The 19,544-nt window shown below is 65.5% G+C and carries 21 protein-coding genes and 1 riboswitch; of the genes, 17 read left to right on the top strand and 4 right to left on the bottom strand.

Annotated elements, in window-relative coordinates; all coding sequences use genetic code 11:
• Window positions 1-7: 7 nt before the first annotated feature.
• The 4 genes from L0U81_RS14350 to L0U81_RS14335 all read right to left on the bottom strand — a co-directional run bounded on the left by L0U81_RS14350 (window position 8) and on the right by L0U81_RS14335 (window position 4,142).
• The gene (locus tag L0U81_RS14350; RefSeq protein ID WP_233803682.1) at window positions 8-751 is read right to left on the bottom strand and encodes a response regulator; all 744 of its coding nucleotides are present in this window, start codon (window positions 749-751) and stop codon (window positions 8-10) included.
• 101 nt (window positions 752-852) lie between these two features.
• Entirely contained in the window at window positions 853-1,452 is a 600-nt protein-coding gene (locus L0U81_RS14345; protein WP_233804339.1) for a hypothetical protein, read from the bottom strand.
• Between the two features lie 220 nt (window positions 1,453-1,672).
• On the bottom strand, window positions 1,673-2,146 hold the full coding sequence (locus tag L0U81_RS14340) for a hypothetical protein (RefSeq protein ID WP_233803680.1): 474 nt from the start codon (window positions 2,144-2,146) through the stop codon (window positions 1,673-1,675).
• A 244-nt stretch (window positions 2,147-2,390) separates the two neighbouring features.
• On the bottom strand, window positions 2,391-4,142 hold the full coding sequence (locus L0U81_RS14335; protein WP_233803678.1) for an ABC transporter ATP-binding protein/permease: 1,752 nt from the start codon (window positions 4,140-4,142) through the stop codon (window positions 2,391-2,393).
• 431 nt (window positions 4,143-4,573) lie between these two features.
• A riboswitch (TPP riboswitch) is annotated at window positions 4,574-4,697 on the top strand.
• 221 nt (window positions 4,698-4,918) lie between these two features.
• Between L0U81_RS14335 and L0U81_RS14330 the strand changes: the two genes are divergently transcribed.
• The 17 genes from L0U81_RS14330 to hisC all read left to right on the top strand — a co-directional run bounded on the left by L0U81_RS14330 (window position 4,919) and on the right by hisC (window position 19,510).
• Window positions 4,919-6,049 carry an FAD-dependent oxidoreductase gene (locus L0U81_RS14330; protein ID WP_233803676.1) on the top strand — a complete coding sequence of 377 codons (1,131 nt, stop codon included), beginning with the start codon at window positions 4,919-4,921 and terminating at the stop codon, window positions 6,047-6,049.
• 65 nt (window positions 6,050-6,114) lie between these two features.
• A complete protein-coding gene (gene thiS / locus L0U81_RS14325; RefSeq protein WP_026225709.1) occupies window positions 6,115-6,312 on the top strand; it encodes a sulfur carrier protein ThiS in 198 nt (65 codons plus the stop codon).
• A gap of 109 nt (window positions 6,313-6,421) precedes the next feature.
• Window positions 6,422-7,237, top strand: a complete 816-nt coding sequence (locus tag L0U81_RS14320) for a thiazole synthase (RefSeq protein WP_230563859.1) — start codon at window positions 6,422-6,424, stop codon at window positions 7,235-7,237.
• Window positions 7,234-8,337, top strand: a complete 1,104-nt coding sequence (thiE, locus tag L0U81_RS14315) for a thiamine phosphate synthase (protein WP_233803675.1) — start codon at window positions 7,234-7,236, stop codon at window positions 8,335-8,337. Before L0U81_RS14320 ends, thiE begins: the two co-directional genes overlap by 4 nt.
• A 94-nt stretch (window positions 8,338-8,431) precedes the next feature.
• On the top strand, window positions 8,432-9,253 hold the full coding sequence (locus L0U81_RS14310) for an ABC transporter ATP-binding protein (protein ID WP_233803673.1): 822 nt from the start codon (window positions 8,432-8,434) through the stop codon (window positions 9,251-9,253).
• A complete protein-coding gene (mlaE, locus tag L0U81_RS14305) occupies window positions 9,250-10,017 on the top strand; it encodes a lipid asymmetry maintenance ABC transporter permease subunit MlaE (protein WP_233803671.1) in 768 nt (255 codons plus the stop codon). The genes L0U81_RS14310 and mlaE overlap by 4 nt, the downstream gene beginning before the upstream one ends.
• Before the next feature lie 91 nt (window positions 10,018-10,108).
• Window positions 10,109-10,639: an outer membrane lipid asymmetry maintenance protein MlaD gene (mlaD, locus tag L0U81_RS14300; RefSeq protein WP_233803669.1), complete on the top strand. Its 531-nt coding sequence runs from the start codon at window positions 10,109-10,111 to the stop codon at window positions 10,637-10,639.
• Between the two features lie 20 nt (window positions 10,640-10,659).
• A complete protein-coding gene (locus tag L0U81_RS14295) occupies window positions 10,660-11,643 on the top strand; it encodes an MlaA family lipoprotein (protein ID WP_233803667.1) in 984 nt (327 codons plus the stop codon).
• A 114-nt stretch (window positions 11,644-11,757) separates the two neighbouring features.
• Window positions 11,758-12,390, top strand: a complete 633-nt coding sequence (locus tag L0U81_RS14290; protein ID WP_233803665.1) for an MlaC/ttg2D family ABC transporter substrate-binding protein — start codon at window positions 11,758-11,760, stop codon at window positions 12,388-12,390.
• Window positions 12,387-12,707 (top strand): STAS domain-containing protein, encoded by a 321-nt coding sequence (locus L0U81_RS14285; RefSeq protein ID WP_233803663.1) that lies wholly within the window; start codon window positions 12,387-12,389, stop codon window positions 12,705-12,707. Before L0U81_RS14290 ends, L0U81_RS14285 begins: the two co-directional genes overlap by 4 nt.
• A 189-nt stretch (window positions 12,708-12,896) precedes the next feature.
• The gene (locus L0U81_RS14280) at window positions 12,897-13,829 is read left to right on the top strand and encodes an ABC transporter ATP-binding protein (protein ID WP_233803661.1); all 933 of its coding nucleotides are present in this window, start codon (window positions 12,897-12,899) and stop codon (window positions 13,827-13,829) included.
• Window positions 13,826-14,590, top strand: coding sequence for an ABC transporter permease (locus tag L0U81_RS14275; RefSeq protein WP_233803659.1), 765 nt, complete (start codon window positions 13,826-13,828; stop codon window positions 14,588-14,590). The genes L0U81_RS14280 and L0U81_RS14275 overlap by 4 nt, the downstream gene beginning before the upstream one ends.
• A gap of 15 nt (window positions 14,591-14,605) precedes the next feature.
• Window positions 14,606-14,845 carry a BolA family protein gene (locus tag L0U81_RS14270; RefSeq protein WP_008918725.1) on the top strand — a complete coding sequence of 80 codons (240 nt, stop codon included), beginning with the start codon at window positions 14,606-14,608 and terminating at the stop codon, window positions 14,843-14,845.
• 111 nt (window positions 14,846-14,956) lie between these two features.
• Window positions 14,957-16,219 (top strand): UDP-N-acetylglucosamine 1-carboxyvinyltransferase, encoded by a 1,263-nt coding sequence (gene murA, locus L0U81_RS14265; RefSeq protein WP_233803657.1) that lies wholly within the window; start codon window positions 14,957-14,959, stop codon window positions 16,217-16,219.
• Entirely contained in the window at window positions 16,216-16,917 is a 702-nt protein-coding gene (hisG, locus tag L0U81_RS14260) for an ATP phosphoribosyltransferase (protein ID WP_230563848.1), read from the top strand. Before murA ends, hisG begins: the two co-directional genes overlap by 4 nt.
• 58 nt (window positions 16,918-16,975) lie before the next feature.
• Complete coding sequence (gene hisD / locus L0U81_RS14255) at window positions 16,976-18,310, top strand: histidinol dehydrogenase (protein ID WP_233803655.1); 1,335 nt, start codon at window positions 16,976-16,978, stop codon at window positions 18,308-18,310.
• A 129-nt stretch (window positions 18,311-18,439) separates the two neighbouring features.
• Window positions 18,440-19,510 (top strand): histidinol-phosphate transaminase, encoded by a 1,071-nt coding sequence (gene hisC / locus L0U81_RS14250; RefSeq protein ID WP_233803653.1) that lies wholly within the window; start codon window positions 18,440-18,442, stop codon window positions 19,508-19,510.
• Window positions 19,511-19,544 lie beyond the last annotated feature (34 nt).

Raw genomic sequence — 19,544 nt, 5'->3', positions numbered from 1 at the left:
CGCGCCGCTAGCCGAGCGACGGCGCAAGCCCGCGCTCGGCCGCGCCGATCTCGCCGTCCGGCACGAACACATAACCGCGTCCCCACACCGTCTGCACGTAACGCGGTTCCGACGGGTCCACTTCGATCAGCCGGCGCAAACGCCAGATCGACACGTCGAGGCTGCGATTGCGGTGCGCTTCGCTATTGCCGTGCAGCTTTTCGAGCAGCTGCGCGCGTGTGAGCACGGTCATCGCGTGCGTGACGAATATCTTCAGCATCGCGAATTCGCTTGAACGCAACGTGATGCGCTCGCCGTCGCGGCGCAGCTCGCGCGCGGGGAAGTTCACTTCGAAGCGGCCGAAATGATAGGGCGCGCGCTGCTCGGGCGCGCCCGGCGCAATCGAGCCGCGACGGCGCAGCACGGTGCGAATCCGCGCGACGAGTTCGCTCGGTTCGAACGGCTTGCCGAGATAATCATCGGCGCCGAGTTCGAGGCCGATCACGCGATCGATCGTATCGGCGCGCGCGGTCAGCAGGATGACAGGAATGTCGTCGCCGGCAACACGCAAGGCGCGCAGCGCGCTGATGCCGTCAAGCTCCGGCATCATGATGTCGAGCACGACGAGCGCAGGACGCTCCTGCTGCAATCTGCGCTGCAACGCCAAGCCATTGTCGAGCGTGGCGACCTTGAAGCCGCGCCCGTGCAGATATCCGCTGACGAGGTCGCGTACGACGGGATCGTCATCGACGATGAGGATGGTCTGGTTCATTCAGGTCATCTTAATGATGCGCGCGGGCCGCGCAAAGCGCATGCCGCTTTCCAATCCTTTCCCGTGTAAGGCAGCGCAAGCAAAACCCAGGCTGCGGGTACTCAGTTGGTCGGCGGGAAGGCCTGTGAGGTTTGCAGCGTCTGCGGCGGATGCCGCGCAAAATCGGTCCGATCGACGACCATCCGCTCGATCAGGCCGCCGAGCTTTACCGCGGCCGATGAGAAGCGGTCGGTGTTCAGGCCGCCGGTCTGATAGCGCGCGGTAACGAGAATGCGGCCGCTCTGGATCAGCGTCAGATCGATGATCGACAGGTACTGGATCGTTTCGTCGCTGAACGAGCGGCGACCGTAGTCGATCGCGGCGTTGTAGACGAGCCGTGCCTCGCAGCCGGCGGGCGAGGTGCCCGGATTGTAGACGTCCGAACGAATGCCGCGCCGGTCGAGCGCCAGCTGCAACGCCGGCACGAAATCGCCGACCGACACCGTCGGGTTCACCTCGATGCATACCTGCTGCACATTCGCGGGCCGGCCGTTCACGAAGGTCGGCGACGAGTAGTTCGACGCGATCGCGTAGCCCGCCTGGATCACCGAGCCGGTGGCGTCGGCGGCCTGGATCAGCGTCCATGCGCAGCCGTCGAGCGCGAGCGTCAGCGTTGCGGCGAGCGTGACGAGGGCGGCGCGCGCGCAACGACGCCGCGATATCAGTGCGGCGATCGGGCCGAGGCGCGATCGCCTGGTTGCCGCCGGCGCGCTGCCCGCGACGCTCGTGGACTGTGAGGTATGGGCAACGCACGAAGCATCCGAGGCCCGAAAAGCCCGCGAATCAGCGGACACACGAACGGTCGGCGACGAGGTCATGAGGCAGGGCCCGATGGCGGTCACAAAGAACGATGGGTCATCAACAGCAACGACGGCCGCGCGCTCAGCGCGTGACGCGCAGTCGCAATTCGTTCTGACCTTGCACGCTTGCGGTGACGTTCACGCGCCGCGCGTCGGTGGTCACGATGAAATGCTGGCGCACCGGTGTGTTGACGTCGTGCACGACGCGCGGAAAGCAGGCGGCGATGTCGGCGCCGAGTTCTTCGAGCGGATCGTTGACGACGCCGTCGGCTTGCCAGTGCGCGCGCCAGTGGCAGTCGTACGCGTGCGGGCTGACGCGGCAATCGTCGGCCTGGGAGACGCCCGGCAGTTGCGCGGCAGTCTCACCCGGCAGTTGCCGGAAATCGCTTGCATCGACGATGTGGGTGAGCGCGGCGCAGATGTCGGCGGGCTGGTTGGTCTCGGCCGTTTGCGCGGCATCGACGGCGTTCGTGAGCAGCAGCGCCGCGCCGCAGGCGAGCGCGATGCGCGGGAGCGAAGACGGGAGCGAAGGTAAAAAACGGCGAGCGAATGACATGGGCGAGGAGTCCGAAGAGCGGTTGCGATGAAAGACGTGACTGACATCAACGAAGGCCGGCGCATGGCGCGGCCCGTACGACTATCGTCGCTGCCCGCAGGCTTTTTCAAAGCGCGGAACAGCTTGCCCGCTTCGCAAATGCTTTCAAACTCTTCTCGTGTCTTTCCGGATGTTGCGCCGAGTGGTTGTCGGCGCACTGCAGATGCTCAACCGAGCGGCGTCGCGTCGGCGCCGCTCGCGTCGCTTATGCCGCTACCGCTTCGGCCGAGCGCTCGACGTCCAGCGTTTCGTCATGGAACGCCGCGAGAGATTCGCGATGCGCTACGCTGACGATCGCCGCCTTGGGCAGCCGCTCCGTGAACAGGCGATAGAGCCGCGCCTCGTTTTCCGCATCGAGCGCGCTGGTCGCTTCGTCGAGGAACAGGTAGTCGGGCTTGTGCAGCAGCACGCGTGCGGCGGCGAAACGCTGCTGCTCGCCCGGCGACAGCACGCGGGTCCAGTGCGCCGATTCCCGCAGACGATCCGCGTATTCCGACAGATGGCAGATGACGAGCGCGTCGCGGCATTCGTCGTCGCTATAGGTGTCTGCCGCCGACGGGTACGCGAGCGCCGCCTTCAGTGTGCCGATCGGCATGTAGCTGACCTGCGGGATGAACATCATGCGCGCGTTGACCGGCGCGTCGATCGAGCCATCGCCAAACGGCCACAGGCCCGCGAGCGCGCGCATCAGCGTGCTCTTGCCGGCGCCCGACGGACCGCGCACGAGCCAGCGCGAGCCCGGCCGGATCGCGATATCGCGGATGCGCGACAGCGGATTGCCGTTCGGCAGCGCGAGCTTGAGGCTATCGGTCGTGAGCGTGTTCGAGTCGACGAAGTGCAGGTTGATGCCACCATGTTCGGTGGCCGGCGACACCGATTCCTTCAGACGCGGCGAATGCACGACGCGCTTGAATTCACGCAACCGGTTCACGGTCGCGCGCCATTCGACGAGGCTCGTATAACTATTGATGAACCATGAGAACGAATCGCTGACGGTGCCGAATGCGCTCGAAATCTGCATCAGCACACCGAACGTGAACGCGCCCGCGAAGTAGCGCGGTGCGGCGACGACGATCGGGAAAATGATCGCGATCTGGCCGTAGAAGCTCAGCACGAAGGTCAGGCGCTTCGTGTACTTCATCACTTGCCACCAGTTGTCGCGGATGCGGCCGAACAGCGTGCGCGCGTTCGTCTTCTCGGTGTCCATGCCGTTGTAGAACGCGATCTGCTCGGCGTTCTCACGCAGCCGGATCAGGCCGAAACGGAAATCCGCCTCGACCTTCTGCGCCTGATAGTTGATCGACACGAGCGGATGACCGACCTTCTGCGTGACGAGCGAGCCAACCACCGCATACAGCGCTGCAGCCCACACCATGTAGCCGGGGATGTGCAGCGGCATGCCGCCGAGCGAAATGCTCAGCGCGCCCGCGAGCGACCACAGGATCGTGATGAACGACACGAGCGTGACCACGGTGGACAGCAGATCGAGCGTCAGCGACAGCGTGGTGGTCGCGAACGACTGCAGGTCGTCGCTGATCCGCTGGTCGGGGTTGTCGGCGAGGCGGTCTCGCTCGATGCGGTAAAACGCGCTGTCGTTGAGCCAGTCGTTCAGGTAGCGCGTGGTCAACCACTGACGCCAGCGGAAGCCGAGCATCTGACGGAGATATCGCCCATACACCGCGAGGATGATGAAACCGAACGCGAGCCCGGTGAAAATCATCAGCAGGTGCGGGAAGTCGTGGACGTTCTTCGCCTGCAGCGCGTTGTAGAAATCCGCGCTCCAGCGATTCAGGCGTACGTTGATCCAGACGACGAGCAGGTTCATCACGATGATCGCGACGAGCAGCGTCCACGCGATGCCTCGTTCCTCGGATACCCAGTAAGGCTTGATCAGGCTCCAGGCGGAGACCTTTTCGTCGGGCGGCAGCGCGGGGCTGGCAGAAGTATGTGGTGTCATGAGCGTCTGGATGAAGTGCTGGCCCGAACTGCCGCGGCGGCGTGCGGGTCCGATCTGGTTGACCCATGTCGGGCGATCCCGCGAACAGCCGCCCCCTTTGCGGGGCCGCCGCTGGGGCGGGTCTGCGATACCTGGCCGGACATCGCGCCATCGCGCTCGATGAACGCGAGTCCGGACGGGCGCCCGATTCTGGCGTGACGCCCTTAAGCGAAAATTAATTTTCGCGGTCGAGGTCCGCTCAGGTGCCGCCGCCACGCATGCGGCCAGGAGCGCCGCGCGCGCCGCGTTTTTGCGGCACCGGTCACGGCATTGTGCCAGAGCGCCGGCCCGCATCGCACAGGCTTCACGATGGACCGTGCCAGATCAAAATCGCGGCAGCGACGCCGGAGCGCTGGTTTGCGGGTGCCGCGCCTTTTATGGTCTAATGACCTGCGACGAAACAGGGGTGCTTCGCCCACAGCCGGCATGACTTTCACGCCGGGGCGGCGAGGCTGAGAGAGACCCTTTGCACCCGATCCGGGTAATACCGGCGCGGGAAGTTTCCGGAAGCAGCCGTCTTCCATTCCCCGCCGGGCGGCAAGCGCATCTGACATGCGCGCGCAGTGCCCGGCCGGCTTCACCCGCCGGTTTCGTCCTGGGTACGTGCGTTTTTGGCCGTACGGAAAGGACTCGATGACCGCCTATTCTTCAGATATGTATTTTCCCCGTCGTCACGCCGTCCCGGACGTGCCGTGCCGTTTTGGCATGGCCTACCGCAGTCGAACGGAGCGCGCGCGATGAACCGTCCGGCCCGACCCGATTTCGCCGTGCTCGGCGGCGGCCTGTGCGGCCGGCTGGTCGCGTGGCGCCTGGCTGGCGACGGGCATCGCGTGGCGCTCTACGAGCGCGGCGATGCCGCTGGTTCGCAGGCCGCCGCGTGGGTTGCCGCGGCGATGCTCGCGCCGCTCGCCGAAGCCGCGAGCGCCGAGCTGCTGATCACGCGGCTCGGCGCGAGTTCGCTCGAAAGCTGGCCGCGCGTGCTCGCCGAACTGCCGGAGCCGGTGTTTTTCCAGCGCAACGGCACGCTCGTCGTTTGGCATCACGCGGATCGCACTGAGGCTCCGCTGTTCGAGCGCCGCGTGCGCGCGAACGCACCGGCCGAACTGCTCGACGGCGGCTTCGTCGCGCTTTCGGGCGCGCAGCTAGGCGCCACCGAGCCCGCGTTGGCCGGCCGCTTCAACCAGGGCTGGCTGCTGCCGCGCGAAGGCCAGCTCGACAACCGCCAGGTGCTGTCCGCGCTGGCGGCGGGGCTGGCCGAGCGCGGCGTCGACACGCACTGGAACACGCCGATCGACGACGCGTCGCTGCCCGACGCCGGCATCACGATCGATTGCCGCGGGCTCGGCGCGAAGCCCGTGCTGCCGACCCTGCGCGGCATCCGCGGCGAAGTCGCGCGCGTGCATGCGCCTCATCTGCAGTTGATGCGTCCGGTGCGGCTGCTGCATCCGCGCTACCCGCTGTATATCGCGCCGAAGCAGAACGGCCTCTATGTGATCGGCGCGACCGAGGTCGAGGGCGAGGACATGTCACCAGTCAGCGTGCGCTCGGCGCTCGAGCTGCTAAGTGCCGCGTTTTCGGTGCATCCGGGCTTCGGCGAGGCGCGCATCCTCGAGCTCAATTCGCAGTGCCGGCCGACCTTGCCTGACCACCGCCCCGCGCTATTGTGGGACGGCGCGCGCACGCTGCGCGTGAACGGCCTGTACCGGCACGGCTATATGATCGCGCCCGAAGTGGCCGACGAAGCCGTGCGCTTCGCGAGCGCGCTGCTCGACGGCCGCGTCGGCGACGCCGACGCGTTCGCCGGCTGGCGGCGCGAGGCGCGCTGGAGCGAGCTGTTCCAGCAGGATTTCGCGCGGGAGCCGGCCTGAGCGTAGCGGCCTTCGTGCCGCGCACGCTGCCGCTTCCGCCATCGATTGAACCGTATTCGAACACCATGGACATTCATATCAATCAGAAGCCGCTGTCGCTACCCGAGGGTGCGACTGTCGCCGATGCACTCGCCGCCTTTGGCGCGCGTCCGCCGTTCGCGGTCGCGCTCAACGGCGATTTCGTCGCGCGTGCGCAGCATGCGGCGCGCGCGTTGCAAACGGGCGACCGGCTAGACGTGGTGCAGCCGGTTGCGGGCGGCTGAGCGCGCTCGCGCCAGCCTGTGGCCCACCGAACACCAACCACCGTCGCCGAAAACCCATTGCCGCAACACCGTCGGTGCCCTGCCGCGGCGGCAAACCAGGATGATGCAAATGACTTCTCACGAGACCGCCGACGCGCTGACGCTATACGGTCAAACCTTCGCGAGCCGCGTGCTGCTCGGCACGTCGCGCTACCCGTCGCTGCAGTCGCTGTCCGATTCGATCGACGCCGCGCGCCCCGGCATGGTGACCGTCGCGCTGCGCCGTCAGATGAACGAGGGCAACGCCGAAGCCGGCTTCTTCGATCTGCTCAAGCGCCACGGCGTGCCGCTCCTGCCGAACACGGCGGGCTGTCTCACCGTCGGTGAAGCGGTGACGACGGCGCACATGGCGCGCGAAATCTTCGAGACCGACTGGATCAAGCTCGAACTGATCGGCGACGACTACACGCTGCAGCCCGACCCGGTCGGTCTGATCGAGGCCGCCGCGCGGCTCGTCAAGGACGGCTTCAAGGTGCTGCCGTACTGCACTGAAGATCTGGTGATCGGCCGCCGTCTGCTCGATGCAGGCTGCGAGGCGCTGATGCCGTGGGGTGCGCCGATCGGCACCGGCAAGGGCGTGATCAATCCGTACGGGCTGCGCGTGCTGCGCGAACGGCTTCCGGACGTGCCGCTGATCGTCGACGCCGGGCTCGGCGTGCCGTCGCATGCGGCGCAGGTGATGGAGTGGGGCTTCGACGGCGTGCTGCTGAACACGGCGGTGTCGCAGGCGACGCATCCCGACGCGATGGCCCGTGCGTTCGCGCTGGGCGTGGAAGCGGGCCGGCAAGCGTATCTCGCGGGTCCGATGGCCGAGCGCGAGAGTGCGCACGCGAGCACGCCGGTGGTCGGCATGCCGTTCTGGCATCAGGATGGAGGCGCCGCATGACGCAGTTGTTGACCCTGAAGGACCGCGATCTGTTCTGGCCGACGGCCGACGAACTCATCGAAGCCGCGGAGCGTATTCGCGCCCGTCTCGGCGACTGGCCATCGACGCACGCGCCGTGGCGCATCTGCCTGACCGTGCCCGATGAGCCGAACGGTGGCGATCTGATCGTGATCGCCGACGCGCAGCCGCACGGCGAGCAGGTGGCGCGCTGGCTGACGCGAGGCGCGGGCGTGATCGTCGCCACGGAAAACCGCGCGACGCTGCATCTGGGCGGCGAGAAGTACGGCCTCGAAGGCCATCTGGCGGAAGACTGGATCCCCGCGCTCGCCGCGTTTCTCGACTGCGGCTTCGATCCGCACGACGCGCTGGTGCTCGCGCTCGCGTGGCGCGACGGCGACGAAACCCGCGCTGGCGACGCGTTCCCGTCCGACCTCGCCCGCTTTCCGCGCCTTACCGGCCTGCCGGCCGCGCCCGCCCTGGCATTTCCGCGCTGCCCGGAAAGGCTCGGTCTGTACCCGGTACTGCCGACTGCGGACTGGGTCGAACGGGTGGTCGGATTCGGCGTAAAAACGGTGCAGTTGCGCCGCAAGTCGGCCGAACCCGCTGACGAGCTGAAGCGCGAAATCGCCCGCTGCGTGGCGGCTGGTCGCGCGCACGACGCGCAGGTGTTCATCAACGACCACTGGCAGGCGGCGCTCGAGGCGGGCGCGTACGGTGTGCACCTGGGCCAGGAAGACGTGCATACCGCGGATCTGTCCGCGCTGTCCGGCGCGGGCGTCCGGCTCGGTCTATCGACGCACGGTTTCTACGAGATGCTGAAGGCGCTGCATTTCCGTCCGAGCTACATCGCTTTGGGCGCCGTGTTCCCGACCACGACCAAGTTGATGCCGACCGCGCCGCAAGGCTTGCGGCGCCTCGCACGCTACGTGCGGCTGCTCGACGGGGTGGTGCCGCTCGTCGCGATCGGCGGGATCGATCTGCAGGTGCTGCCGGACGTGCTCGCCACGGGCGTCGGCTGCGCGGCCGTGGTGCGCGCGGTGACGGAAGCGGCCGACCCGGCCGCCGCCGTTTCCGCGCTGCAACACACGTTTACGCAATAATCGTTAGGCATAGTCAAGGAACGGGGCACCTCACGGCAGCTTTTGCATGATGGCCCTATAATTCGGCCTTCCCTGTAAAAGGACTGTCAGTTTGGTGCCTTCCTCCCCCGAGACCTTACTCGAGCTGCGCGACGTCGACTTCGGTTACGGCGACCGGCTCGTCCTGTCGAATCTGAATCTGCGCTTTCGTCGCGGTCAGGTCGTCGCAGTCATGGGCGGCTCGGGTTGCGGCAAGACCACGGTGCTGCGGCTGATCGGCGGCTTGGTGCGCGCGCAGCGCGGCCAGGTGCTGTTCCACGGCCAGGACATCGGCGAGCAGACGCGCGAAGGCCTTTACGCGCTGCGTCGCAAGATGGGCATGCTGTTCCAGTTCGGCGCGCTGTTTACCGACATGTCGGTGTTCGAAAACGTCGCCTTCTCGCTGCGCGAGCACACCGATCTCCCTGAAGAACTGCTGCGCGACCTCGTGCTGATGAAGCTCAACGCAGTCGGCCTGCGCGGCGCGCGCGACCTGCTGCCGTCGGAAATTTCGGGTGGCATGGCGCGGCGCGTGGCGCTCGCCCGCGCGATCGCGCTCGACCCCGAATTGATGATGTACGACGAGCCGTTCGCCGGCCTCGACCCCATTTCGCTCGGCATCACCGCGAATCTGATCCGCACGCTGAACCAGGCGCTCGGCGCGACGTCGATTCTCGTCACGCACGACGTGCCGGAATCGTTCGCGATCGCGGACTACGTGTACTTCCTGTCCAACGGCGGCGTGCTCGCCGAAGGCACGCCGGACGAGCTGCGCGCGTCGACCGATCCGACCGTGCGTCAATTCATCGACGGCGCGCCGGACGGCCCGTTCAGATTCCACTATCCTGCGAAGGCGCCGCTCGCGGCGGACTTCGGCATCGGCGGAGGCCAGTCATGATCAGCACGATTGGTCGCGCGGTGCTCAGCGGACTCGGCACGGCCGGCTACGCGACGCGCTTTTTCCTGCGCCTCCTGCTCGAATTTTTCCCGCTGCTGCGCCGCCCGCGCCTTGTCACGAAGCAGATCCACTTCGTAGGTAATTATTCGCTCGTGATCATCGCGGTGTCGGGGTTGTTCGTCGGCTTCGTGCTCGGTCTGCAGGGCTATTACACGCTGAACCGCTACGGCTCCGAGCAGGCGCTCGGGTTGCTGGTCGCGCTGTCGCTCGTGCGCGAGCTCGGGCCGGTCGTGACGGCGCTGCTGTTCGCCGGCCGCGCGGGCACGTCGCTTACCGCCGAGATCGGCCTGATGAAGGCGGGCGAGCAACTCACCGCGATGGAAATGATGGCCGTCGATCCGGTCAAAGTCGTCATCGCGCCGCGCCTGTGGGCCGGCATTATCTCGATGCCGGTCCTCGCCGCGATCTTCAGCGCGGTTGGCGTTCTGGGTGGTTACGTGGTGGGTGTGCTGCTGATCGGCGTCGATGCCGGCGCGTTCTGGTCGCAGATGCAAGGCGGCGTCGACGTGTGGCGCGATGTCGGGGCCGGGGTCGTCAAGAGCGTGGTGTTCGGCCTCGCGGTGACCTTCGTCGCGCTGTTTCAGGGCTACGAGGCGAAGCCGACGCCGGAAGGCGTGTCGCGCGCGACGACCCGCACGGTCGTGTATGCCTCGCTCGCGGTGCTCGGGCTCGATTTCCTGCTGACCGCACTGATGTTCAGTTAAGACCGCGCAGCGCGCCGGCTGTCGGCGGCTCATGATGCGCCGTGCACAGTGGGAAGTGGCGGCGGCGCGGCGGATTCACTTTGGGATGACGATGAAAAAGAATGCTCTCGACTTCTGGGTCGGCCTGTTTGTGGTGCTGGGTTTCGTGGCGTTGCTGTTTCTTGCGCTGAAGGCCGGCAACATGAGCTCGTTGTCGTTCCAGGCAACGTACCCGGTCAAGCTCAAGTTCGACAACATCGGCGGGCTGAAGGCGCGCGCGCCGGTGAAGAGCGCGGGCGTGACGGTCGGCCGGGTCGCGTCGATCGACTTTGATAGCAACACCTACCAGGCGCTCGTCACGATCGATATCGACAAGCAGTACCAGTTTCCGCGGGATACGTCGGCGAAGATCCTGACCTCGGGTCTGCTCGGCGAGCAGTACATCGGGCTCGAGCCGGGTGGCGACTCGGAAATGCTCAAGGCTGGCGATACGATCTCGATGACGCAATCGGCGATCGTGCTGGAAAATCTGATCGGCCAGTTCCTGTATAGCAAGGCCGCGGATTCCGGCGCGGCGAAGCCCGCTGCATCGGTCCCTGCACCGGCGCCTGGCGCGCCGGCCTCCGGCGCTGCCGGCCAGTAAGGCCAACAAGGAGAACTACGATGCAGACGACACTGCAGACCGGGCGCAGCGGCGCGCGCGTCCTACAGTTCGGCAAGGTCGCGGTGGCGGCTGCGCTGCTAGCCGGTTGCACGACCGTGCAGACACCCACCAAGGGCGATCCGTTCGAAGGGCTGAACCGCACGATCTTCACCGTCAACGACAAGATCGACCAGTACGCGCTGAAACCGGTCGCGAAGGGCTACGTTTGGGCCACGCCGCAGCCGGTGCGCGACAGCGTAACGAACTTCTTCTCGAACATCGGCGACGTCTATATCGCGGCGAACAACCTGCTGCAACTGCGCATCGCCGACGGCGTGTCGGACATCATGCGGATCGTGATCAACACGGTGTTCGGCGTCGGCGGCCTGTTCGACGTCGCGACGCTCGCGAAGCTGCCCAAGCACGAGAATGACCTCGGTCTGACGCTCGGCCACTATGGCGTGCCGCCGGGTCCGTACCTGGTGCTGCCGCTGTTCGGGCCGAGCACGGTGCGCGATGCGGTCGGCTCGATCGGCAACTACTACGTGAACCCGATCAGCTACATCGATCCGCCGGGCCTGAGCTGGGCGCTGTATGGCCTGAACATCGTCAACACGCGTGCGAACCTGCTCGGCGCGGGCGAGGTGCTGGAAGGCGCCGCGCTCGACAAATACTCGTTCGTGCGCAACGCTTATCTGCAGCGCCGTCAGTATCTGCTGTCTGCTGGTGGTCGGCGCCAGCAGGAACTGCCGAACTATGACGAGGAAGCGCCGCTGCCGAAGTACGACGAAGGCGAGACGGGCGCGCAGGGTGCTGCTGGCAATGCGGCTCCGGCATCCGGCGCGGCCGTGCCGCCGCCGCAGGGCGCGTCAGCGCCCGAGCCCGCATCGGGCACCGAAACACCGCCGCTCGACATGAACGGCGGCCCCGAAACCACGCAGATTCCGGCCGGTCAGTTGGTGCCACCCACGCACTTCAACTTCCCGTCCTTCAGATTGCATTGAACGTGCAGCCGTAACAGATCGATACGACTCTCGCAGTTTGCGCATGGATTGCCGTCGAACTCGCGTGATAAGGTCGCTTCAAACCGTTGCACTATTTTTGAGGCAAAGCTCGATATGAAAAAATTCTTCCTGATTCCGTTGTTTGCCGCGTTGTTTTCGTTCGTCAGCGTGGGCGCATCGGCGCAAACCGTGGACACCAACTCGCCTGAAGCGCTGATCAAGACCGTCACCCAGCAGGTGATGGACGCGATTCGCAACGACAAGTCGATCCAGCAGGGCGACATCACGCGCATCACGGCTCTCGTCAACGAAAAGATCCTGCCGTACACCGACTTCCGCCGCACCACGCAGCTCGCGATGGGCCGCAATTGGCGCACCGCGACGCCCGAGCAACAGAACCAGGTGGTCGAGCAGTTCAAGATGCTGCTGATCCGCACCTATTCGGGCGCGCTCGCGCAGGTGCGCGACCAGCAGATCCAGTACAAGCCGTTCCGCATGAACCCGGACGACACCGACACGGTGGTGCGCTCGGTCGTCATGAACAACGGCCAGCCGATCGAACTCGACTACCGCCTGTACAAGACGCAGCAAGGCTGGCGCGTGTATGACATCAACGTGCTCGGCGCGTGGTTGATCCAGGCGTATCAGCAGCAGTTCAACGAGCAGATCCAGCAGAAGGGCGTGGACGGACTGATCCAGTTCCTCACGCAGCGTAATCAGCAACTCGCCGCGGGCAAGCAGTCGTGAGCGACGTGCTGAACCCGGTCGCGAACCGCTTCGACAGTGGTGCGACGCTGACCCACGAGAGCGCGAAGGCCGCGCTCGCGGCGGGTCTGCAACGTATCGCGGCGGGCGCGCGCGGCGTCGATTGCGCGCCGCTCAAGCAATTCGATTCGTCGGCGCTCGCCGTGCTGCTCGCGTGGGTGCGGGTCGCGGCGGCGCGCGGCGGCAAGTTTGAAATCATCAATCTGCCGGCTGGTCTCGCCAGTCTCGCGCAAGCCTACGGCGTCGATACTCTCCTGACTCCTGCCGCATCCAGCATGGTTGCGTCAGCGCGACATTGACGCTCCTCTAGCGTCGTCTCCCTCCTTCCGGCCAGGCCGGGGGCATCAGTTTTTGCCCTATAATCAAACGTTTTTTTGGGGCGTTGAACTGGCCCCTAATCGGCCCCGGTTCCGTTTCTTCCAGCATTTGCTCGTCCCCAGGCTCCATCGGGGCTACTTCGGGCGCCGCGACGCACGCGGCCCATAGTCATGTCAGCCATAGAAATTCGTAACGTCAAGAAGCGCTACAAGGACTTGCAGGCGCTCAAGGGCGTCAGCCTCACGGTCGAAGAAGGCGAGTTCTTCGGACTGCTTGGTCCGAACGGCGCGGGCAAGACGACGCTCATCAGCATTCTCGCGGGTCTCGCGCGCGCCGATGAAGGCAGCATCGCGGTGCGCGGTCACGACGTCGTCGGCGACTTCCGCAACGCGCGCCGCGCGCTGGGCGTGGTGCCGCAGGAACTCGTGTTCGATCCGTTCTTCACGGTGCGCGAAACCTTGCGCATCCAGTCGGGCTACTACGGGCTGCGCAACAACGACGCCTGGATCGACGAGATCATGGCCAATCTCGATCTCACCGAGAAAGCCGACGCGAATATGCGCGCGCTGTCGGGTGGCATGAAGCGCCGCGTGCTGGTCGCGCAGGCGCTGGTGCATCGTCCGCCGGTGATCGTGCTCGACGAGCCGACCGCGGGTGTCGACGTCGAGCTGCGTCAGACGCTGTGGAAGTTCATCTCGCGCCTGAATCGCGAAGGCCACACCATCGTGCTGACCACGCATTACCTCGAAGAAGCCGAATCGCTGTGCGACCGCATCGCGATGCTGCGCCGTGGCGAGGTCGTCGCGCTCGATCGCACCAGCACGCTGTTGCAGCGTTTCGCCGGCATGCAGTTGTTCGTGCGTTTCGCGCAGGGCGTGCTGCCCGCCGAGCTGCGTCCGCTCGAGGCGGAAGGCGGCGCGGCCAACGGCAACGGCCGGCAGCATCTGCTGCGCCTGACGAGCTATGACGACGTCGAGCGCATCCTCGCGCAATGCCGCGCGGCCGGTTGTACATTCGACGAAATCGAGGTCCGCAAGGCCGACCTCGAAGACGTATTCGTTCAGGTGATGAACGGTCCGGAAGTGATCGAGGGGCTTGCATGAGCGGCTACAGTGGATTTAGCACGCTGTTTTACAAAGAACTGCTGCGTTTCTGGAAGGTATCGTTCCAGACCGTGCTCGCGCCGGTCATCACCGCGCTGCTGTACCTGACCATCTTCGGCCACGCGCTGCGCGGCCACGTGCAGGTCTATCCGGGCGTCGAATATACGAGCTTCCTGGTTCCGGGACTCGTGATGATGAGCGTGCTGCAGAACGCGTTCGCGAATAGTTCTTCTTCGCTGATCCAGTCGAAGATCACGGGCAACCTCGTGTTCATGTTGCTGCCGCCGCTGTCGCACTACGAGATATTCGCGGCCTACGTGCTCGCGGCCGTCGCTCGCGGCTTGTGTGTCGGCTTCGGTGTGTTCATCGTGACGATCTGGTTCGTGCCGCTCGCCTTTACCGCACCGCTCTACATCATCGTGTTCGCGATGTTCGGCGCGGCGATCCTCGGCACGCTGGGTCTGATCGCCGGCATCTGGGCCGAGAAGTTCGACCAGCTCGCCGCGTTCCAGAACTTTCTGATCATGCCGCTCACGTTCCTGTCGGGCGTGTTCTACTCGACGCATACGCTGCCGCCCGTGTGGCGCGAAGTATCGCGGCTCAATCCGTTTTTCTACATGATCGACGGCTTTCGCTATGGCTTTTTCGGCGTGTCGGATATCGACCCGCTCGTGAGCCTCGCGATCGTCGCCGGTTTCTTCGTGGTGCTGGCCGTCGTGGCGATGCGCATGCTCGCCTCCGGCTACAAGCTGCGCCACTGACGAGGAGCTTCTCTCATGTTGCCGACCCCGGAACAGGTCAAACAGTACATTGCGGCTGGACTCGCGTGCGAGCACCTCGAAGTCGAAGGCGACGGTCAGCATTTCTTTGCGACGATCGTCTCGCCGAACTTCGAAGGCAAGCGCCTGATCCAGCGCCATCAACTCGTGTATGCGGCGCTCGGCGACCGCATGCGCGAAGAAATCCACGCGCTCAGCATGAAGACGCTGACGCCCGCCGAATGGCAGAACGCGTAATCTGGAAATTTAGTGCGAATTACTCAGGAAGGGCGCGACGCCGCTAGCGGCGCGCCGAACACACTCAAGGCAGGTCCGGGCGCGAACCGGGCCGATCAGGAACCGACAGGCATGGATAAACTCATCATTGAAGGTGGCTACCCGCTCTCCGGTGAAGTTGTCGTCTCGGGTGCGAAGAACGCGGCATTGCCGATCCTGTGCGCGGGTCTGCTCAGCGCCGATCCGGTGCATCTGGACAACGTGCCCGATCTGCAGGACGTGCGCACGATGCTCAAGCTGCTTGGCCAGATGGGCGTGCGTATCGAAGCCGGCGAAGGTCGCGTCGCGCTCGACGCGTCGAAGGTCGACAACCTCGTCGCGCCGTACGAGATGGTGAAGACGATGCGCGCGTCGATCCTCGTGCTCGGTCCGCTCGTCGCGCGCTTCGGTCACGCGCGCGTGTCGCTGCCGGGTGGCTGCGCGATCGGCGCGCGTCCGGTCGATCAGCACATCAAAGGTCTGCAGGCGATGGGCGCCGAGATCACGATCGAGCACGGCTTCATCGAGGCGCGCGCGAAGCGTCTGAAGGGCGCGCGTATCGTCACCGACATGATCACCGTGACCGGCACCGAGAACCTGCTGATGGCAGCGGTGCTCGCCGAAGGCGAGACGATCATCGAGAACGCCGCGCGCGAACCCGAAGTGGTCGACCTCGCGCATCTACTCGTCGCGATGGGCGCGAAGATCGACGGCATCGGCACCGACCGCCTCGTGATCCAGGGCGTCGACAAGCTGCACGGCGCGAAGCACACGGTGATTCCGGATCGCATCGAAGCGGGCACGTTCCTGTGCGCAGTCGCGGCAGCCGGCGGCAACGTCACGCTGCGCAAGATGCGCCCGCTGCTGCTCGAAGCCGTCACCGAAAAGCTGCGCGAAGCGGGCGTTTCGATCGAGGAAGGCGACGAATGGATGCGCGTACGCATGGACAAGCGTCCGAACGCGGTGACGTTCCGCACCTCCGAATACCCGGCGTTCCCGACTGACATGCAGGCGCAGTTCATGGCGCTCAACACGATCGCGGAAGGCACGTCGCAGGTCGTCGAAACGATCTTCGAAAACCGCTTCATGCACGTGCAGGAGCTGAACCGCCTCGGCGCGAGCATCACGATCGACGGCAACACCGCTCTCGTGAACGGCGTCGAGAAACTCTCCGGCGCGAAGGTAATGGCCACTGACCTGCGCGCGTCCGCGAGTCTCGTGATCGCCGCGCTGCGCGCCGAGGGCGAGACGCTGATCGACCGCATCTATCACCTCGATCGCGGCTACGACCGCATGGAAGCGAAGCTCAACGCAATTGGCGCGAAGGTGCGCCGCGTGTCCGGGAGCCAGGCATGAGTTCGATGCCGCAAACGTCGTCGTCGCCGGCGGTGAGCGCGCCGCTCACGCTCGCGTTGTCGAAAGGGCGTATCTTCGAGGAAACGCTGCCGTTGCTCGCGGCGGCCGGCATCGAAGTCGCGGAAGATCCGGAAACGTCGCGCAAGCTGATCCTGCCGACCACCGACCCGAACCTGCGCGTGATCATCGTGCGCGCGACCGACGTGCCCACCTATGTCGAGTACGGCGCGGCCGACTTCGGCGTGGCCGGCAAGGACGTGCTGCTCGAACACGGCGGCAGCGGCCTGTATCAGCCGGTCGATCTGGACATCGCGCGTTGCCGCATGTCGGTCGCGGTCGCAGCGGGTTTCGATTACGCGAACGCGGTGCGTCAGGGCGCGCGTCTGCGTGTCGCGACCAAGTACGTTGAAACGGCGCGCGAGCATTTTGCCGCCAAGGGCGTTCACGTCGATCTGATCAAGCTGTATGGTTCGATGGAACTCGCGCCGCTGGTCGGTCTCGCCGACGCGATCGTCGACCTGGTCAGCTCGGGCAATACGCTGCGCGCGAACAATCTTGTCGAGGTGGAGGAGATCATGCAGATTTCATCGCGCCTCGTCGTGAACCAGGCGGCGCTCAAGCTTAAACGCGCTGCGTTGCGACCGATTCTCGACGCGTTTGCCAATGCGTCGTCGAAAGCCGGCGCCCCGGCGGCCTGACTGACGATGGCACTCTGATCTCGCTGCGACTGAGCGCCTTACCGAAACGGATACCTGTATGTCTATCAAGATTCGCAAACTCGATTCCACCGCTAGCGACTTCCACAAGTCGTTGCACGCGGTGCTCGCGTTCGAGGCGAGCGAAGACGAAGCCATCGAGCGCTCGGTCGCGCAGATTCTGAACGACGTGAAGGCGCGCGGCGACGAGGCAGTGCTCGAGTACACGAAACGCTTCGATCGCATCGATGCGAAAGCCGTGGCCGAGCTTGAGCTGCCGATGTCGGAGCTCGAAGCGGCGCTCGAAAGTCTCGAGCCGAAGCGGCGTGCGGCGCTCGAAGCGGCGGCGGCGCGTGTGCGCGGCTATCACGAGAAGCAGAAGATCGAGTGCGGCAGCCATAGCTGGCAGTACACGGAAGCGGACGGCACCGTGCTTGGCCAGAAGGTCACGCCGCTCGATCGCGCGGGAATCTATGTGCCGGGTGGCAAGGCGGCGTATCCGTCATCGGTGCTGATGAACGCGATTCCGGCGCGGGTGGCCGGCGTGCGCGAAATCGTGATGGTCGTGCCGACGCCCGACGGCGTAAAGAATCCGCTCGTGCTCGCGGCGGCACTGCTGGGCGGCGTCGATCGCGTGTTTACGATCGGCGGCGCGCAGGCGGTGGGCGCGCTCGCGTACGGCACGCGGACCGTGCCTGCGGTCGACAAGATCTGCGGCCCCGGCAATGCCTATGTCGCGTCGGCGAAACGGCGCGTGTTTGGCACGGTCGGCATCGACATGATCGCCGGGCCGTCGGAAATCCTCGTGCTGTGCGACGGCACGACCGATCCGCGCTGGGTCGCGATGGACCTGTTCTCTCAGGCTGAGCACGACGAGCTCGCGCAGTCGATCCTGCTGTGCCCGGATGACGCGTTCATCGCGCGCGTGAAGGAAGCGATCGACGAACTGCTGCCCACCATGCCGCGCCACGAAGTGATCCGCACGTCGCTCGAAAACCGCGGCGCGCTGATCAAGGTACGCGACATGGCAGAGGCTTGCGCGATCGCCAACGACATCGCGCCGGAGCACCTCGAAATCTCGGCGCTGGAGCCGCATCAGTGGGCGCAGCAGATCCGCCACGCGGGCGCGATCTTCCTTGGCCGCTACACGAGCGAGAGCCTCGGCGACTACTGTGCGGGTCCGAATCACGTGCTGCCGACGTCGCGCACCGCACGGTTCTCGTCGCCGCTCGGCGTCTATGATTTCTTCAAGCGTTCGAGCCTGATCGAGGTCAGCGCGGAAGGTGCGCAGACGCTCGGCGAGATCGCCGCCGAACTCGCCTATGGCGAAGGTCTGCCGGCGCACGCGCGCAGCGCCGAATACCGGATGCGGCAGAACAGCAACGAACGCGGCTGAGGCGGATCACCTATAGCGACGGATCGCGCCCATCCGGCCGTTCAATAACTACGATAGAGACCAACCCGAGCGGCCCTGCGCCGACGACGCCCGCTCCGGCGTTCTGCGCACGGGCCGGCCACCGAAGCTATGACGACACCTCAAGACATCATCCGCAGCGACGTGCTCGCAATGACGAGCTATCCGGTTCCGGACGCCACCGGCTTCATCAAGCTCGACGCGATGGAAAACCCGTTTCCGCTGCCGCCGGAACTCGCCGCGCATCTCGGCGAGCGTCTGGCCGGCGTCGCGCTGAATCGTTATCCGGCAGCGCGCCCCGAGCAGCTGATCGAGCGCATCCGTCACGTGATGCGCGTGCCGGCGGGTTGCGACGTGCTGCTCGGCAACGGCTCGGATGAAATCATCAGCATCATGTCGGTCGCATGCTCGAAGCCGGGTGCGACGGTGCTCGCACCGGTGCCGGGGTTCGTCATGTATCAGGTGTCGGCGAAGCTGGCGAATCTCGAATTCGTCGGCGTACCGCTGAAACCCGACTTCACGCTCGACACCGACGCGATGCTGGCGGCGATCACCGAGCACGAACCCGCGATCATCTATCTCGCGTATCCGAATAACCCCACCGGCACGCTGTTCGACGACGCCGCCATCGAGCGCATCATCGTCGCGGCGGGCAAGAGCCTCGTGGTGATCGACGAGGCGTATCAGCCGTTCGCGCAGAAGAGCTGGCTGCCGCGCGCCGACCAGTTCGACAACGTCGTCGTAATGCGCACGGTGTCGAAGCTGGGCCTCGCCGGGATCCGCCTTGGTTACCTCGTCGGCAAGCCCGCCTGGCTGAACGAGTTAGACAAGGTGCGTCCGCCGTACAACACCAACGTGCTGACGCAGGCCACGGCCGATTTTTTGCTCGACCACATCGGCGTGCTCGACGCGCAGGCCGCGCAACTGCGTGACGAGCGCGAGAAGCTCGCGCGGGCGGTGGCCGCGCTGCCGGGCGCCGAAGTGTTCCCGAGCGCGGGCAACTTTCTGCTCGTGCGGGTGCCGGATGCGTCGGTACTGTTCGAAACTCTGCTAACGGCACGGGTTTTGATCAAAAACGTGAGTAAAATGCATCCATTGCTGGCTAATTGTGTGCGTTTGACCGTCGGTTCGCCTGACGAGAACACCCAGTTGCTCGCCGGTCTGAAGCTCGTGTTGCGGTAATCCGCCGCACTGAGCGGCTGCACCGAGCAGCCCG

The sequence above is a fragment of the Paraburkholderia sp. HP33-1 genome, from assembly GCF_021390595.1.
Lineage (GTDB): Bacteria > Pseudomonadota > Gammaproteobacteria > Burkholderiales > Burkholderiaceae > Paraburkholderia.
Note: the sequence above shows the minus strand (reverse complement) of the source record. Positions and strands in the feature narration are given on the sequence as shown.